Source organism: Streptomyces sp. NPDC005181, from assembly GCF_040608395.1.
In the GTDB taxonomy this organism is placed as follows: Bacteria; Actinomycetota; Actinomycetes; order Streptomycetales; family Streptomycetaceae; genus Streptomyces.
Genome location: NZ_JBEXID010000088.1, coordinates 11,306 through 27,535 on the forward strand (window position 1 = coordinate 11,306; position 16,230 = coordinate 27,535).

15 protein-coding genes are annotated in these 16,230 nt (G+C 69.9%); all 15 read left to right on the forward strand.

Going from position 1 to position 16,230, the window contains the following annotated elements; translation table 11 throughout:
- The first annotated feature begins 292 nt into the window (after positions 1-292).
- Positions 293-2,053 (forward strand): DUF5941 domain-containing protein, encoded by a 1,761-nt coding sequence (locus tag ABZV38_RS33235; RefSeq protein ID WP_356332160.1) that lies wholly within the window; start codon positions 293-295, stop codon positions 2,051-2,053.
- Positions 2,050-2,787, forward strand: coding sequence for a phosphocholine cytidylyltransferase family protein (locus ABZV38_RS33240; RefSeq protein ID WP_356332161.1), 738 nt, complete (start codon positions 2,050-2,052; stop codon positions 2,785-2,787). The genes ABZV38_RS33235 and ABZV38_RS33240 overlap by 4 nt, the downstream gene beginning before the upstream one ends.
- Complete coding sequence (locus tag ABZV38_RS33245; protein WP_356332162.1) at positions 2,775-3,836, forward strand: iron-containing alcohol dehydrogenase family protein; 1,062 nt, start codon at positions 2,775-2,777, stop codon at positions 3,834-3,836. The genes ABZV38_RS33240 and ABZV38_RS33245 overlap by 13 nt, the downstream gene beginning before the upstream one ends.
- Entirely contained in the window at positions 3,814-4,593 is a 780-nt protein-coding gene (locus ABZV38_RS33250; protein WP_356332163.1) for a CDP-alcohol phosphatidyltransferase family protein, read from the forward strand. Before ABZV38_RS33245 ends, ABZV38_RS33250 begins: the two co-directional genes overlap by 23 nt.
- Positions 4,594-4,601: 8 nt before the next feature.
- Positions 4,602-5,474, forward strand: coding sequence for a glycosyltransferase (locus ABZV38_RS33255; protein ID WP_356332172.1), 873 nt, complete (start codon positions 4,602-4,604; stop codon positions 5,472-5,474).
- Positions 5,475-5,578: 104 nt separating this feature from the next.
- A complete protein-coding gene (locus tag ABZV38_RS33260; protein ID WP_356332164.1) occupies positions 5,579-6,508 on the forward strand; it encodes an ABC transporter permease in 930 nt (309 codons plus the stop codon).
- A complete protein-coding gene (locus tag ABZV38_RS33265; protein ID WP_313940238.1) occupies positions 6,501-7,286 on the forward strand; it encodes an ABC transporter ATP-binding protein in 786 nt (261 codons plus the stop codon). Before ABZV38_RS33260 ends, ABZV38_RS33265 begins: the two co-directional genes overlap by 8 nt.
- A gap of 443 nt (positions 7,287-7,729) precedes the next feature.
- The gene (gene hpnC, locus ABZV38_RS33270) at positions 7,730-8,650 is read left to right on the forward strand and encodes a squalene synthase HpnC (RefSeq protein WP_356332165.1); all 921 of its coding nucleotides are present in this window, start codon (positions 7,730-7,732) and stop codon (positions 8,648-8,650) included.
- Positions 8,651-8,658: 8 nt separating this feature from the next.
- The gene (hpnD, locus tag ABZV38_RS33275) at positions 8,659-9,600 is read left to right on the forward strand and encodes a presqualene diphosphate synthase HpnD (RefSeq protein WP_356332166.1); all 942 of its coding nucleotides are present in this window, start codon (positions 8,659-8,661) and stop codon (positions 9,598-9,600) included.
- Between the two features lie 172 nt (positions 9,601-9,772).
- On the forward strand, positions 9,773-11,161 hold the full coding sequence (hpnE, locus tag ABZV38_RS33280) for a hydroxysqualene dehydroxylase HpnE (RefSeq protein ID WP_356332167.1): 1,389 nt from the start codon (positions 9,773-9,775) through the stop codon (positions 11,159-11,161).
- Positions 11,158-12,261, forward strand: a complete 1,104-nt coding sequence (locus ABZV38_RS33285) for a polyprenyl synthetase family protein (RefSeq protein ID WP_356332168.1) — start codon at positions 11,158-11,160, stop codon at positions 12,259-12,261. Before hpnE ends, ABZV38_RS33285 begins: the two co-directional genes overlap by 4 nt.
- A gap of 104 nt (positions 12,262-12,365) precedes the next feature.
- The gene (gene shc, locus ABZV38_RS33290; protein ID WP_356332169.1) at positions 12,366-14,366 is read left to right on the forward strand and encodes a squalene--hopene cyclase; all 2,001 of its coding nucleotides are present in this window, start codon (positions 12,366-12,368) and stop codon (positions 14,364-14,366) included.
- Positions 14,366-15,025: a 1-hydroxy-2-methyl-2-butenyl 4-diphosphate reductase gene (locus ABZV38_RS33295; RefSeq protein ID WP_356332170.1), complete on the forward strand. Its 660-nt coding sequence runs from the start codon at positions 14,366-14,368 to the stop codon at positions 15,023-15,025. Before shc ends, ABZV38_RS33295 begins: the two co-directional genes overlap by 1 nt.
- Positions 15,026-15,030: 5 nt before the next feature.
- Positions 15,031-16,050 (forward strand): adenosyl-hopene transferase HpnH, encoded by a 1,020-nt coding sequence (gene hpnH, locus ABZV38_RS33300; protein ID WP_356332171.1) that lies wholly within the window; start codon positions 15,031-15,033, stop codon positions 16,048-16,050.
- 4 nt (positions 16,051-16,054) lie between these two features.
- Positions 16,055-16,230 (forward strand): flavodoxin-dependent (E)-4-hydroxy-3-methylbut-2-enyl-diphosphate synthase (locus ABZV38_RS33305; protein ID WP_356332173.1); only part of this gene is annotated, 176 nt, incomplete at its 3' end.

Genomic DNA, 16,230 nt, shown 5'->3' on the forward strand with positions numbered 1-16,230 from the left:
GGGCCGTGGTCACCGCGGTTTGTGGGGCGAGGCAGGGATCGACGATGATGATCGCGGGCGGCGCCGCATGATGCCGCTCCACCCCGAACGGAGCATAAACGGGCGGTGAACTCCCGCTTCCGTTCATCCGATAGCCTCTGCCGACGTGCCGCCGGCCCGCATCCGGGCCGCACTGTCGCGCGCCGACCCTGTCAGCACCAAGGAGTGAGTTCGTCTGTCGACCGCCATCCTCACCGGTGCGCCGGTACCCGGATCGTCGCTCGAGGACGATCTGAGGTCGCTGGGCTTCGACGTGCAGGCCGCCGCTGGTGTCACGGAAGCCGCGGAGCTGCTCGCCGTTGCCCCCGCCGACGCCCGCGTCGCCCTCGTCGACCCCCGCTTCGTCGGGCATGTCCACGCCCTCCGGCTCGGACTGACCGACCCCCGCTTCCCCGCCGCTACCGTTCCCGGTGCACTCACCGCGCAGCCGGAGGTGCGCCCCGCGCTCGTCCGGGCCCTGCGCAGCACCGCCGCGGCAGTCGGCGCGGGCGTCCCTGTGGGACGGGCCGGCGGCGCGGACACCGTGCCCGTCACCGACCGCACCGTGCCCGGCCGCCTCGCCGTCGCGCTGGAGGCCGAGGGCACCGCCGTGCAGCACCCCGAGCTCGGCTCGCTCGTCGCCGCCGTCCCCGCCGACCAGGCCGCCCGCGCCACCGCGCAGTCCGCCGTGGCCGCGGTCGACGACGAAGCGGTACGGCTGCGCAGCGCCGTGAAGGCCCGCGACGGCTTCTTCACCACGTACTTCATCAGCCCGTACTCGCGCTACATCGCGCGCTGGTGCGCGCGCCGCGGCCTCACTCCGAACCAGGTCACCACCGCCTCGCTGCTCACCGCGCTGATCGCGGCGGGCTGCGCGGCCACCGGCAGCCGCGGCGGCTACATCGCCGCAGGGCTGCTGCTGCTCTTCTCGTTCGTCCTGGACTGCACCGACGGGCAGCTCGCCCGCTACTCACTGCAGTACTCGACGATGGGCGCCTGGCTGGACGCCACGTTCGACCGGGCCAAGGAGTACGCGTACTACGCGGGGCTCGCCCTCGGCGCCGCCCGCAACGGCGACGACGTATGGGCGCTCGCGCTCGGCGCGATGGTGCTGCAGACCTGCCGCCATGTCGTCGACTTCTCGTTCAACGAGGCCAACCACGACGCGATCGCCAATTCGAGCCCGACGGCAGCCCTCTCCGACAAGCTCGACAGCGTCGGCTGGACGGTCTGGCTGCGCCGGATGATAGTTCTGCCGATCGGTGAGCGCTGGGCGATGATCGCCGTGCTGACCGCGGCGACCACCCCGCGGATCGTCTTCTACGCCCTGCTGATCGGGTGTGCCGTCGCGGCCTGCTACACCACCGCCGGCCGCCTACTGCGCTCGCTGACCCGTAAGGCGCAGCGCACCGACCGGGCCGCCCTGGCGCTCGCCGACCTCGCGGACTCCGGCCCGCTGGCCCAGCTCGTGGCGGCGCGGGGACCTCGAATCGGCGGTGGCTGGGCCGCACCGGCGGCAGCCCTCGTCGGCGCGCTCGCCCTGGTCGCCGCCGCACTGACGCAACCGTTCGGCAGCCGGCAGATGATCGTCGCCGCGGTCTTCTACGCGGTTTGCTCAGGCGTCGCCGTGGCCCGCCCGCTCAAGGGCGCACTCGACTGGCTCGTACCCCCGATATTCAGGGCGGCGGAGTACTGCACGATCCTTGCTCTGGCCGCCCGCAGCGATGTCGATCAAGCCCTTCCTGCGGCTTTCGGACTGATTTCGGCCGTCGCCTACCATCACTACGACACGGTGTACCGCATTCGCGGGGGCACCGGCGCGCCGCCCCAGTGGCTGGTGCGGACGATCGGTGGGCACGAGGGCCGGACCTTGGTGGTGGCCGTACTCGCCGCCGTATTCACTCAGCATTCAGGCTTCACCGTGGCACTCACCGCTCTCGCAGTGGCCGTGGCACTGGTGGTGCTTGTCGAGTCCATCCGTTTCTGGGTCTCCTCCGGAGCACCTGCCGTTCACGACGAAGGAGAACCCGCATGATCGGCCTCGTACTCGCAGCCGGTGCCGGACGGCGTCTGCGCCCCTACACCGACACGCTTCCGAAGGCCCTCGTGCCGGTCGACGGCGAGAAGACCGTGCTCGACCTCACGCTGGCCAACTTCGCGGAGATCGGCCTCACCGAGGTCGCGATCGTCGTCGGCTACCGCAAGGAGGCCGTCTACGAGCGCAAGGCCGCGCTCGAGGCGAAGTACGGCCTGACGCTCACCCTCGTCGACAACGACAAGGCCGAGGAGTGGAACAACGCCTACTCCCTGTGGTGCGCCCGTGACGTCCTCGCGCGAGGTGTGATCCTCGCCAACGGCGACACCGTGCACCCGGTCTCCGTCGAGAAGACGCTCCTCGCCGCCCGCGGCAACGGCCAGAAGATCATCCTTGCCCTCGACACGGTGAAGCACCTCGCCGACGAGGAGATGAAGGTCATCACCGACGGTGACAAGGGCGTGCGGTCCATCACCAAGCTGATGGACCCGGTCACCGCGACCGGCGAGTACATCGGCGTCACCCTGATCGAGCCCGAGGCCGCCGCCGAGCTCGCCGACGCCCTGAAGGCGACGTTCGAGCGCGACCCCGACCTGTACTACGAGGACGGCTACCAGGAGCTCGTGAACCGCGGCTTCACCGTCGACGTGGCTGCCATCGGCGACGTGACGTGGGTCGAGATCGACAACCACGACGACCTTGCGAAGGGCCGTGAGATCGCGTGCCAGTACTGAGTCGGCTCATTCCGTCGCCGGTCGTCGTCGACATCCGGCGCGGCGCCCTGGACGATCTGGCGGCCCTCCTCGCCGACCAGCGGATCTCCGCCTCCGGCAAGCTCGCCGTCGCCATCAGCGGCGGTTCCGGCCTGGCTCTGCGCAAGCGGCTCGCTCCGGTGCTGCCCGGCGCCCACTGGTACCAGGTCGCCGACGGCACGATCGACTCGGCCGTCAAGCTCGCCGACGACATCAAGGGCAATCGGTACGACGCCGTGGTGGGCCTCGGCGGCGGCAAGATCATCGACGTGGCGAAGTACGCCGCGGCGCGCGTCGGCATGCCGATGGTCGCGGTCGCGACGAACCTCTCGCACGACGGTCTCTGCTCGCCGGTCGCGACCCTGGACAACGACAACGGACGGGGCTCGTACGGCGTCCCCACCCCGATCGCCGTCGTCATCGACCTCGACATCATCCGTGAGGCGCCCACCCGCTATGTGCGCTCCGGTATCGGCGACGCGGTCTCCAACATCTCGTGCGTGGCCGACTGGGAACTCGCCCACGAGGTCAACGGCGAGGAGATCGACGGACTCGCCGCGGCCATGGCCCGGCAGGCCGGCGAGGCCGTGCTGCGCCACCCCGGCGAGGTCGGCGACGACTCCTTCCTGAAGGTGCTGGCCGAGGGCCTGGTGCTGACCGGCATCTCCATGTCGGTCGCCGGGGACTCCCGGCCGGCCTCGGGCGCGTGCCACGAGATCAACCACGCCTTCGATCTGCTGTATCCCAAGCGCGCTGCCAGCCACGGCGAACAGGTCGGCCTCGGCGCCTGCTTTGCCATGCATCTGCGGGGCGCACGGGACGAGTCGCTGCTCATGGCGGCCACCCTGCGCCGCCACGGGCTGCCGGTCCTGCCCGACGAGATCGGCTTCACCGCCGACGAGTTCGTCCAGGCCGTCGACTACGCCCCGCAGACGCGCCCGGGACGCTTCACGATCCTGGAACACCTCAACCTGTCCACCGACCAGATCAGGGACGCGTACGCCGACTATGCCAAGACCATCCGTAGCTGAACTCCGTCCGGTCGTTCACCCGGAGGGCGTGAAGGACCGGCGCAGCGGTGAGCACTGGGCCGGGCGCATGTACATGCGGGAGATCTCGCTGCACATAGACCCGTACCTGGTGAACACCAAGATCACGCCGAACCAACTGACCTACCTGATGACGGTCTGCGGTGTCCTCGCTGCCCCGGCTCTGCTGGTGCCCGGGATCGCGGGCGCTGTCCTCGGGGTGGTGATGGTCCAGCTCTATCTGCTGCTCGACTGCATCGACGGCGAGATCGCCCGCTGGAGGAAGCAGTTCTCGCTCGGCGGCGTCTACCTGGACCGCGTCGGTGCCTACCTCTGCGACGCGGCGGTGCTGGTCGGCTTCGGCCTGCGCGCGGCTGATCCGTGGGGCTCCGGGCGGATCGACTGGCTGTGGGCCTTCCTCGGCACCCTCGCCGCCCTCGGCGCTGTCCTGATCAAGGCCGAGACCGACCTCGTCGGCGTCGCCCGTCACCAGGGCGGGCTGCCGCCCGTCAAGGAGGCGGCGTCGGAGCCGCGCTCGTCCGGTCTGGCGCTGGCCCGCAAGGCCGCCGCGGCGCTGAAGTTCCACCGCCTGGTGCTCGGGATCGAGGCATCCCTGCTGATCCTGGTCCTGGCAGTCCTGGACGCGGTCAGGGGCGACCTGTTCTTCTCCCGGCTCGGCGTCGCCGTGCTGGCCGGTATCGCCCTCGTGCAGACGCTGCTGCACCTGGTGTCGGTACTGGCATCGAGCAGGCTGAAGTGAGCACTCCCATGAAGCTCGGCGCGGTCATCATCACGATGGGCAACCGTCCTGACGAACTGCGCGCCCTCCTCGATTCGGTCGCCAAGCAGGACGGCGACCGGATCGAGGTGGTGGTCGTCGGCAACGGCGCCCCGGTGCCGGACGTCCCCGCAGGCGTCCGGACGGTCGAGCTCCCCGAGAACCTGGGCATCCCCGGCGGCCGCAACGTCGGCATCGAGGCCTTCGGCCCGTCCGGCGCCGACGTCGACGCCCTGCTCTTCCTGGACGACGACGGACTGCTGCCGCTGACCGACACCGCCGAGCTGTGCCGGCAGGCGTTCGAGCAGGACCCGAAGCTGGGGATCATCAGCTTCCGGATCGCCGACCCGGACACCGGTGTCACCCAGCGCCGCCACGTTCCGCGGCTGCGCGCCGCCGACCCGATGCGCTCGTCGCGGGTGACGACCTTCCTCGGCGGCGCCAATGCCGTCCGGACCCGGATCCTCGCCGAGGTCGGCGGGCTGCCGGGCGACTTCTTCTACGCGCACGAGGAGACCGATCTCGCCTGGCGGGCACTGGACGCCGGCTGGATGATCGACTACCGCGCCGACATGGTGCTCAACCATCCGACCACCGCCCCGTCGCGGCACGCGGTCTACCATCGGATGGTGGCCCGTAACCGGGTCTGGCTGGCGCGCCGCAATCTGCCCGCGCCGCTGGTCCCCGTCTACCTCGGCGTCTGGCTGCTGCTGACCCTGCTCCGCAAGCCCTCGGGCCCCGCCCTCAAGGCGTGGTTCGGCGGATTCCGGGAAGGCTGGGCAAAGCCTTGCGGACCACGTCGTCCGATGAAGTGGCGTACGGTATGGCGGCTGACCAGACTCGGCCGACCTCCCGTGATCTGAGAAGCTCTCCTCTGAGAGCATGAGGCGTATTTTTTTTACGGGACCTGTCCGCCTGAACCGCGCCCGCGACTGGCTGCGCATCTTGAATACGAGAGTTTCATCTGGTGAGTGACACAACCCATGATGGTGCGGTCGCGCTGAGCACCCCGCCATCCACCGACGACGGCCTGAGCGCCGCCGAGAGGGCCGGAAAGTACGGCCTGACGGTGAGCGGCGCCCGGCCCGGGCTGTTCGAGTACGTGCAGGAGCTCTGGGGGCGGCGCCACTTCATCATGGCGTTCTCCCGGGCGAAGCTGACCGCCCAGTACAGCCAGGCCAAGCTCGGCCAGCTGTGGCAGGTGGCCACGCCGCTGCTGAACGCCCTGGTCTACTTCTTGATCTTCGGGCTGATTCTGGGCACCAGGAAGGGAATGTCCCAGGAGGTCTTCATCCCCTTCCTGGTGACGGGCGTCTTTGTCTTCACCTTTACGCAGAGCTCGGTGATGGCGGGCGTACGGGCGATCTCCGGAAACCTCGGGCTGGTGCGCGCGCTGCACTTCCCGCGCGCCTCGCTGCCCGTCTCGTTCTCGCTGCAACAGCTCCAGCAGCTGTTGTACTCGATGATCGTGATGGCGGTCGTGGTGGTCGGCTTCGGCAGCTATCCGTCGCTGTCCTGGCTGCTGATCGTCCCCGCGCTGGTCATGCAGTTCGTCTTCAACACCGGTCTCGCCCTGATCATGGCCAGGCTCGGCAGCAAGACCCCGGACCTGGCCCAGCTGATGCCCTTCGTCATGCGCACCTGGATGTACGCGTCCGGTGTCATGTTCTCCATCCCGTTGATGCTCCAGGACAGGCCGGAGTGGATCGGCAGGGTGCTGCAGTACAACCCGGCGGCCATCTACATGGACCTGATCCGCTTCGCGCTGATCGATGGGTACGGCTCCGAGAACCTGCCGCCGCACGTGTGGATCGTCGGGCTCGCCTGGGCGGCCTTCATCGGCGTCGCGGGCTTTGTGTACTTCTGGAAGGCAGAGGAACGGTACGGCCGTGGCTGAGGACAACACTTCGGGGCGCGTCCCCACCGTCATCGCCGACGATGTGCACATCGTGTACCGGGTCAACGCCGGCGGCGGAGGCAAGGGCAGTGCCACCGCGGCGCTGAGCCGGATACTGCGCCGCGGCAAGGGCGAGGCGCGCGGAGTCCGGAAGGTGCATGCCGTGCGCGGGGTCTCCTTCACCGCCTACCGGGGCGAGGCCATCGGTCTCATCGGCTCCAACGGCTCCGGCAAGTCGACCCTGCTGCGGGCCATCGCCGGTCTGCTGCCGACCGAGCACGGAAAGGTGTACACGGACGGCCAGCCGTCGCTGCTCGGTGTGAACGCGGCGCTGATGAGCGACCTGACCGGCGAGCGGAACGTGGTGCTCGGCGGGCTCGCGATGGGCATGACGCGCGAGGAGATCCGCGAGCGCTACCAGGGGATCGTCGACTTCTCGGGTATCAACGAGAAGGGCGACTTCATCACCCTGCCGATGCGGACGTACTCCTCCGGCATGGCCGCCCGGCTGCGCTTCTCCATCGCTGCCGCCAAGAAGCACGACGTCCTCATGATCGACGAGGCGCTGGCCACCGGCGACCGCAAGTTCCAGATCCGCTCCGAGAAGCGCATCCGTGAGCTGCGCAAGGAAGCGGGCACGGTCTTCCTGGTCAGCCACAGCAACAAGTCCATCAGGGACACCTGCGACCGGGTGCTGTGGCTGGAGAAGGGCGAGCTGCTGATGGACGGTCCCACCGACGAGGTCCTCAAGGCGTACGAGCGGGAGACCGGGAAGTAGCGCCCCCGCCGCCCTCCGACACCAGCGGCCTCCTCCGGAGCACTCCGGCGGAGGCCGCTGCCGTGTCCGGACCGCGGAGGCCGTGGGGGCGCGCGCCGCGCCCGGCGCACGCCCGGGGCGGATCTCCTCCCGCCGGATGACGTCAATTTCCTTGCACGCGGGGAAGGTTGGCGGAGAACGCGGCATTGTTGTAATGCGCGCTACACCCCGGCGTATGACTGGACGTTGTACAACGTAAGCTGTACGGGTGCTGATTCGTAGCAAGTGGGGCGATACCGCCGGGTCGCACCGCCCGTAGGTGGTCCTCCGCACTCGGGAGAGCGGGCGGCGTGTCCGGAATGGGATGTTTTGGGTCGGCAGTGTAGAACGGGAGATGTGACGGCAATGACGGAAAATCTCCAGCTCCGAGGTGTATATGCCGTCCCCGCACCGGACGGTCAGTGGTGACCCGTACCCGGCAGGCGCGCCATGACGCCGCTGTACCCGCCACGCTGGACAAGGCCGCGGACGAGAACTTCCCCGTGGCCCCTTTCTTCCTGCCGCGCGCCTGGCGTGACGATCTGATGGCGGTGTACGGCTACGCCCGCCTGGTCGACGACATCGGTGACGGCGATCTCGCCCCCGGCGGCGCCGACGCCCGCCACCTCGGGCTGGACCCCGCGCAGGCCGATGACCGGCTCGCGATGCTCGACGCGTTCGAGGCGGATCTGCACCGCGTCTTCGACACCGGCAGCGACGGCCCGCACCACCCGCTGCTGCGTGCGCTGTGCCCCACGGTGCGGCGCTGCTCGCTCACCCCCGAGCCGTTCCTCGGGCTCATCGAGGCCAACCGGCAGGACCAGAAGGTCCGGCGGTACGGGACGTACGAGGAGCTCCTCGCCTACTGCGAACTCTCCGCCAACCCCGTCGGCCGCCTGGTCCTCGAAATCACCGGCACCGCGAGCCCCGAGCGGATCCGCCGCTCCGACGCCGTCTGCACCGCCCTGCAGATCGTCGAGCACCTCCAGGACGTCACCGAGGACCTCCGCCGCGACCGGATCTATCTGCCGGCCGACGACATGGCCAGGTTCCATGTCACCGAGGCCGACCTGGCAACCCCCTCCGGAGGCGCATCGGTGCGCGCACTGGTTGCATACGAAGCAGAACGCGCCCGGAACCTGCTGAATGAAGGCACCCCCTTGGTGGGTAGCGTCCACGGCAGGCTCAAGCTGCTTCTCGCCGGATTTGTGGGAGGGGGACGTGCCGCCCTCACCGCGATTGCGGCCGCCGGGTTCGATGTACTGCCCGGACCGCCCAAGCCCACCAAGCCCAGCTTGCTGCGCGAGGTGGGAGTTGTCTTGCGAAGAGCGCGTAGAGAGGGGTGAGCCGGACCGTGGAGGGACAGACGACGTACATGTCGGCGCCGGTACAGGCCGCATACAGTTACTGCGAGGCCGTCACCGGACAGCAGGCGCGTAACTTCGCGTACGGAATCAGGCTGCTGCCGGCCGAGAAGCGGCAGGCCATGTCGGCGTTGTATGCCTTCTCCCGCCGGGTCGACGACATCGGCGACGGTGAGCTGGAGCCGGACACCAAACGGCTCCGGCTGGAGAACACCCGCACGCTGCTGGACCGGATCCGGGACGGTGCGATCGACGAGGACGACACCGACCCGGTGGCCGTCGCGCTCGCCGACGCCGCGAGCCGGTTCCCGCTGCCGCTCGGCGGGCTCGACGAGCTGATCGACGGCGTGCTGATGGACGTGCGCGGCGCGACGTACGAGACGTGGGACGACCTCAAGGTTTACTGCCGGTGTGTCGCGGGGGCCATCGGCCGGCTCAGCCTGGGCGTTTTCGGTACGGAACCGGGCGCACCCGGCGCCGACCGCGCCGCGGAGTACGCCGACACGCTCGGCCTCGCCCTGCAGCTGACCAACATCCTGCGCGATGTCCGCGAGGACGCGGGCAACGGGCGTACGTATCTGCCCGCCGACGACCTCGCCAAGTTCGGCTGTTCCGCCGGCTTCCACGGGGCCACCCCGCCGCCCGGCTCCGACTTCGCCGGCCTCGTCCACTTCGAGGTGCGGCGCGCCCGCGCCCTCTTCGCCGAGGGCTACCGGCTGCTGCCGATGCTGGACCGCCGCAGCGGCGCCTGTGTGGCCGCCATGGCCGGCATCTACCGCCGCCTGCTCGACCGGATCGAGCGCGACCCCGAGGCGGTGCTGCGCGGCCGGGTGTCGCTGCCGGGCCGCGAGAAGGCGTATGTCGCGGTGCGTGGCCTGTCGGGTCTGGACGCGCGGTACATCTCGCGCCGGACGGCCCGGGGGCGTGTCTGATGCGCAACGCAGATGTCTCGCGCACCATGTGCATCACGGACTGTCGATCCGAACCCGGGGCAACCCTGCGGTGGTCTGACGCGTCCCTGACTGAAACAACGTGCCTGACCGAAAAGACGGGCCTGGCCGGAACGGCCCGGCCGGCCGGAGCGACCTCGCGAAAGGGGGACGCGTGACCGACGAGGCCCTGCGTTCCTCCCGCGCGGTCGTGATCGGCGGCGGACTGGCCGGCATCACCGCGGCCCTCCGTCTCGCCGACGCCAGGCTTGACGTGACCCTGCTCGAAGGACGGCCCCGGCTCGGCGGACTCGCGTTCTCCTTCAAGCGCGGCGAACTCACCGTGGACAACGGCCAGCATGTCTATCTGCGCTGCTGCACGGCCTACCGCTGGTTCCTCGACCGGGTCGGCGGCGCCCGTCTGGCGCCCCTGCAAAACCGTTTGGACGTGCCCGTTCTCGATGTCGGACGCCCCTCGGGGCCCCGGCTCGGACGGCTGCGCCGCAACGCCCTGCCGGTGCCGTTCCACCTCGCCGCCGGACTCGCCGGCTATCCGCACCTCTCGCTCGCCGAGCGGGTGGGCGTCGGGCGCGCCGCACTGGCGCTCGGCCGGCTCGACCCGGACGACCCGGCGCTCGACACCATCGACTTCGGCAGCTGGCTGACCCGCCACGGGCAGTCCCCCCGCACCATCGAGGCGCTGTGGGACCTCGTCGGCGTCGCCACGCTCAACGCCACCGCCCCGAACTCCTCGCTGGCCCTCGCCGCGAAGGTCTTCAAAACCGGACTCCTCTCCGAGCCCGGCGCCGCCGACATCGGCTGGGCGAGCGTGCCGCTCGGCGAGGTGCACGACACGCTGACCCGCAAGGCGCTCGACGCCGCGGGCGTACGGACCGAGCTGCGCACCAAGGCAGACACCGTGACCCGTACCGGCGACGGACGCTGGATCGTCGACACGGGCGCCGAACGGATCGAGGCGGACACCGTCGTTCTTGCCGTCCCGCAGCGCGAGACCCACGACCTGCTGCCCGCAGGCGCACTCGACGAGCCGGGCAGGCTGCTCGCCATCGGTACCTCGCCGATCCTCAACGTGCACGTCGTCTACGACCGCAAAGTGCTGCGCCGCCCGTTCTTCGCCGCGCTCGGCTCCCCGGTCCAGTGGGTCTTCGACCGTACGGACGCCTCCGGGCTGACCGGCCCCGGACAGTACCTCGCGCTCTCCCAGTCCGCGGCCGACGACGAGATCGACCTGCCCGTCGCCGAACTGCGCAGGCGCTACCTGCCCGAGCTGGAACGGCTCCTGCCGGCCGCCCGCGGAGCCGGCATCAGGGACTTCTTCGTCACCCGGGAACGCACAGCGACCTTCGCTCCCGCACCCGGCGTCGGCCGACTGCGTCCCGGTACCCGCACCCGAGCCCCCGGCCTCTATCTGGCCGGAGCATGGACCGCCACCGGCTGGCCCGCGACGATGGAGGGTGCGGTGCGCAGCGGATCCAGCGCCGCGGACGCTGCGCTCCGTGTGCTCGGCCGTACCCACGAACATCCGCTGCAGGAGGCGGCATGAGCAGTACCACCGGAACAAGAGGAGAGTCAGTGACCCCGGCGAATCCGGCTTTCGACACCGCGGTAGACACCGCGGACGTCACCGCGCTACTGGAGCGCGGACGGGCCCTGTCCGCTCCGGTGCTCCGGGCCGCGGTTGACCGGCTCGCGCCGCCCATGGACACCGTCGCCGCCTACCACTTCGGCTGGATCGACGCACAGGGCCGGCCCTCCGACGGCGACGGCGGCAAGGCCGTCCGCCCGGCGCTCGCCCTGCTGTCCGCGGAGGCTGCGGGCGCTGCGGCCGAGGCCGGCATCCCCGGCGCGGTCGCCGTCGAACTCGTGCACAACTTCTCGCTGTTGCACGACGACCTGATGGACGGCGACGAGCAGCGCCGCCACCGTGACACCGTATGGAAGGTGCACGGGCCCGCCCAGGCGATCCTGGTCGGCGACGCGCTGTTCGCGCTGGCCAACGAGATCCTGCTGGAGCTCGGCACGGTCGAGGCGGGCCGCGCGGCCCGCCGGCTGACCACCGCCACCCGCAAGCTCATCGACGGGCAGGCCCAGGACATCTCCTACGAGCACCGCGAGCGGGTCACCGTCGAGGAGTGCCTGGAGATGGAGGGCAACAAGACGGGCGCCCTGCTCGCCTGCGCCGTCTCCATCGGCGCAGTGCTCGGCGGCGCCGACGACCGTACCGCCGACACCCTGGAGGCGTTCGGCTACCACCTCGGCCTCGCCTTCCAGGCCGTCGATGATCTGCTCGGTATCTGGGGCGACCCGGAGTCCACCGGCAAGCAGACCTGGAGCGACCTGCGTCAGCGCAAGAAGTCCCTGCCGGTCGTCGCCGCGCTCGCCGCGGGCGGACCGGCCTCGGAGCGTCTCGGCGAGCTGCTCGCAGCGGACGCCAAGAGCACCGACTTCGACAGCTTCTCCGAGGAGGAGTTCGCCGCCCGGGCGGCGCTCATCGAGGAGGCGGGCGGCCGCGAGTGGACCGCCCAGGAGGCCCGTCGGCAGCATGCGGTCGCCATCGAGGCGCTGAACGGTGTCGACATGCCGGAAACCGTGCGTGCGCAGCTCATGGCGCTCGCGGACTTCGTCGTCGTACGAAAGAGATGATCACCATTCGCATATGACTCGCAGTCGCCGGCCGGCGCCCTCGAAGGGCGTCGGCCGACGGAGACCCCAGCACAGCAGAGGACCAACTGCACGAAGGGGAAGCCATGACAGCGACGACCGACGGAAGCACCGGGGCTGTGAACCCCCGCGCAGCCTCGGCCAGCGAACCGACCGAATCAACCATCGCCGCGGACGACGTACTCGCCGCCGCGCGGCGGGCCGCGGAACGCTCGGTGGAGCATCTCCTCGGCAGACAGGACGACCAGGGCTGGTGGAAGGGCGACCTCGCCACCAATGTCACCATGGACGCCGAGGATCTGCTGCTCCGCCAGTTCCTCGGCATTCAGGACCCGGCCACCGTGGAGTCGGCCGCCCTCTTCATCCGCGGCGAACAGCTCGGCGACGGCACCTGGGCTACTTTCCACGGAGGCCCGGGTGAGCTCTCCACCACCATCGAGGCGTACGTCGCGCTGCGGCTGGCCGGAGACCGGCCGGACGACCCGCACATGGCCCGCGCCTCGAGGTGGATCAGGGAACAGGGCGGCATCGCGGAGAGCCGCGTCTTCACCCGGATCTGGCTGGCCCTGTTCGGCTGGTGGAAATGGGACGACCTGCCCGAGCTCCCACCGGAGCTGATGTTCTTCCCGAAGTGGGTCCCGCTCAACATCTACGACTTCGGCTGCTGGGCCCGGCAGACGATTGTGCCGCTGACCGTCGTCTCGGCGAAGCGGCCGGTACGGCCCGCACCCTTCGCCCTCGACGAACTGCACACCGACCCGCTCGTCCCCAACCCGCCCAAGCGCCGTGCGCCGGCGGTCAGTTGGGACGGCGTCTTCCAGCGCCTCGACAAGGCCCTGCACGTCTACCACAAGGTGGCCCCGCGACGGCTGCGCCGGGTCGCCATGAACGCGGCGGCCCGCTGGATCATCGAACGCCAGGAGAACGACGGCTGCTGGGGCGGCATCCAGCCGCCCGCCGTGTACTCCGTCATCGCCCTGCATCTCCTCGGCTACGACCTCGACCACCCCGTGATGCGGGCCGGCCTGGATTCGCTGAACCGGTTCGCTATCTGGCGCGAGGACGGCGCCCGCATGATCGAGGCCTGCCAGTCACCGGTCTGGGACACCTGCCTCGCCACCATCGCGCTCGCCGATGCCGGAGTCAGTCCCGACCATCCCGCGCTCGTGAAGGCGGCGGACTGGATGCTCGGCGAGGAGATCGTCAGGCCCGGCGACTGGTCCGTACGCCGACCTCAACTGGACCCGGGCGGATGGGCGTTCGAGTTCCACAACGCTAACTATCCGGACATCGACGACACCGCCGAGGTGGTCCTCGCACTGCGCCGGGTCCGGCACCCGAACCCGGCCGGTGTCGAGGCCGCCATCGAACGCGGGGTGCGCTGGAACCTCGGCATGCAGTCCCGCAACGGGGCCTGGGGTGCATTCGACGCCGACAACACCAGCCCGTTCCCCAACCGGCTGCCGTTCTGCGACTTCGGAGAGGTCATCGACCCGCCGTCCGCCGATGTCACCGGACACGTGGTGGAGATGCTCGCCATGGAGGGGCATTCCGACCACCCCGCCGCCCGACGGGGCATCGAATGGCTGCTTGCCGAACAGGAGGCGAGCGGTGCCTGGTTCGGCCGCTGGGGCGTCAACTACGTATACGGAACAGGGTCGGTGGTGCCCGCTCTGATCGCTGCCGGACTGCCCACCGCCCATCCGGCGATCTGCCGGGCGGTCGGCTGGCTGGAGTCCGTGCAGAACGACGACGGCGGCTGGGGCGAGGATCTGCGCTCGTACCAGGAGGAGAAGTGGATCGGGCACGGTGCGTCGACCGCGTCCCAGACCGCCTGGGCGCTCCTGGCACTCCTCGCCGCCGGCCGGCGCGAGAGCACTGCGGTGACCCGGGGCATCGCCTGGCTGACCGAGGCCCAGCAGGCCGACGGGTCCTGGGACGAGCCGTACTTCACCGGGACCGGGTTCCCCTGGGACTTCTCCATCAACTACCACCTCTACCGGCAGGTCTTCCCGCTCACCGCACTCGGGCGGTACGTGTACGGCGACCCGTTCGCCGGCCGCACGACCGTCCGAGAGGGGGTCTGATGGGCGATGCACCGGCGCCGTCCGGCCCCGCGGCGCCGCTGCTGATCGCCTGCGCGCTCGGTATCGAGCAACTGGCCCTGCGCAGCGGCAGAGGAAGGGCGGGCGGCGCCCCGGACCAGGTGACCGTGCTCCGTACGGGCATGGGCCCGAAAGCCGCCGAGACGGCCGTGGCGCGCGCGCTCGGCCAGGACCGGGCGCTCGGCGCCGCGGTCATCGCCTCCGGGTTCTGCGCCGGGCTCGCGCCCGGCATGCACCCGGGAGATCTGGTGGTCGCCGACGAGACCCGGGAAGCCGGGGACTCGACGGCCTGCACCGGTGCAGGCCTGCTTGCCGAGGCGCTCGCCAGGACGGTGCCGGGCCGCACCGTCCACACCGGTCCGCTGACCGGCTCCGGCCATGTCGTACGCGGACATGAGCGGGCCGAGCTGCGGGCCACCGGAGCGATCGCTGTGGACATGGAGTCCGCCGCCACACTCCGCACCGCCCTGCGGACCGGGCCACGCCCGGTTGCGGCCGTACGGGTGGTCGTGGACGCCCCGGAGCATGAGCTCGTCCGCATCGGCACGGTACGCGGTGGAATATCGGCTTTCCGTGTTCTCCGTGCTGTCCTGCCGGCTTTCTATGAATGGCACCGATCTTTGCTGCTCCCCAGGAGGTGAGCTAGATGGCCATGCCGCTCCGTCAGACCATCAAGGTTGCGACGTACCTCATTGAACAGAAGCTCCGCAAGCGGGACAAATTCCCGCTCATTGTCGAGCTGGAGCCTTTGTTCGCCTGCAATCTGGCGTGCGAGGGCTGCGGAAAGATCCAGCATCCGGCCGGAGTCCTCAAGCAGCGGATGCCGGTGGCCCAAGCCGTCGGCGCGGTGCTGGAATCGGGTGCCCCGATGGTTTCCATCGCGGGCGGTGAACCCCTGATGCACCCCCAGATCGATGAAATCGTGCGGCAGCTGGTGGCGCGGAAGAAGTACGTCTTCCTCTGCACCAACGCGATGCTGCTGCGCAAGAAGATCGAGAAATTCACCCCGTCGCCGTTTTTCGCCTTCGCCGTGCACATCGACGGTCTGCGCGAGCGGCACGACGAATCGGTCGCCAAGGAAGGCGTGTTCGACGAGGCGGTGGCGGCGATCAAGGAGGCCAAGCGGCGCGGCTTCCGGGTCACCACGAACTCCACCTTCTTCAACACCGACACCCCGCAGACCGTCATCGAGGTCCTCAACTACCTCAATGACGACCTGAAGGTCGACGAGATGATGATCTCGCCCGCCTACGCATACGAGAAGGCACCCGACCAGGAGCACTTCCTCGGCGTCGAGCAGACCCGCGAGCTCTTCAAGAAGTCCTTCGCGGGCGGCAACCGGGCCCGCTGGCGGCTGAACCACTCGCCGCTGTTCCTGGACTTCCTGGAGGGCAAGGCGGACTTCCCCTGCACGGCCTGGGCGATCCCCAACTATTCGCTCTTCGGCTGGCAGCGGCCCTGCTATCTGATGAGCGACGGGTACGTCCCGACGTACCGGGAACTCATCGAGGAGACCGACTGGGACAAGTACGGCCGCGGCAAGGACCCGCGCTGCGCCAACTGCATGGCGCACTGCGGCTACGAGCCCACCGCCGTCCTCGCCACGATGGGCTCGCTCAAGGAGTCCCTGCGTGCCGCGCGCGAGACCGTCTCCGGGAGCCGGTGACGTCATGACCGCTGGAGAACCAGTCGCACTGGGGCTCCCCGAGCTGCCGGCCCGGCCGCTCGCGATGCGCCGTCATTCACGGCGCATCCAGGTCGGGTCGGTGGCGGTCGGTGGGGATGCGCCGGTGTCGGTGCAGTCGATGACCACGACCCGGACGTCGGACATCGGTGCGACGTTGCA

What these genes read in the sequence shown, in the direction of transcription:
- ABZV38_RS33240 (WP_356332161.1), top strand. Translation starts at nt 2,050, where the DNA reads ATGATCGGCCTCGTACTCGCAGCCGGTGCCGGACGGCGTCTGCGCCCC.
- ABZV38_RS33250 (WP_356332163.1), top strand. Translation starts at nt 3,814, where the DNA reads ATGCCAAGACCATCCGTAGCTGAACTCCGTCCGGTCGTTCACCCGGAG.
- ABZV38_RS33255 (WP_356332172.1), top strand. Translation starts at nt 4,602, where the DNA reads ATGAAGCTCGGCGCGGTCATCATCACGATGGGCAACCGTCCTGACGAA.
- ABZV38_RS33285 (WP_356332168.1), top strand. Translation starts at nt 11,158, where the DNA reads ATGAGCAGTACCACCGGAACAAGAGGAGAGTCAGTGACCCCGGCGAAT.
- shc (WP_356332169.1), top strand. Translation starts at nt 12,366, where the DNA reads ATGACAGCGACGACCGACGGAAGCACCGGGGCTGTGAACCCCCGCGCA.
- ABZV38_RS33295 (WP_356332170.1), top strand. Translation starts at nt 14,366, where the DNA reads ATGGGCGATGCACCGGCGCCGTCCGGCCCCGCGGCGCCGCTGCTGATC.
- hpnH (WP_356332171.1), top strand. Translation starts at nt 15,031, where the DNA reads ATGGCCATGCCGCTCCGTCAGACCATCAAGGTTGCGACGTACCTCATT.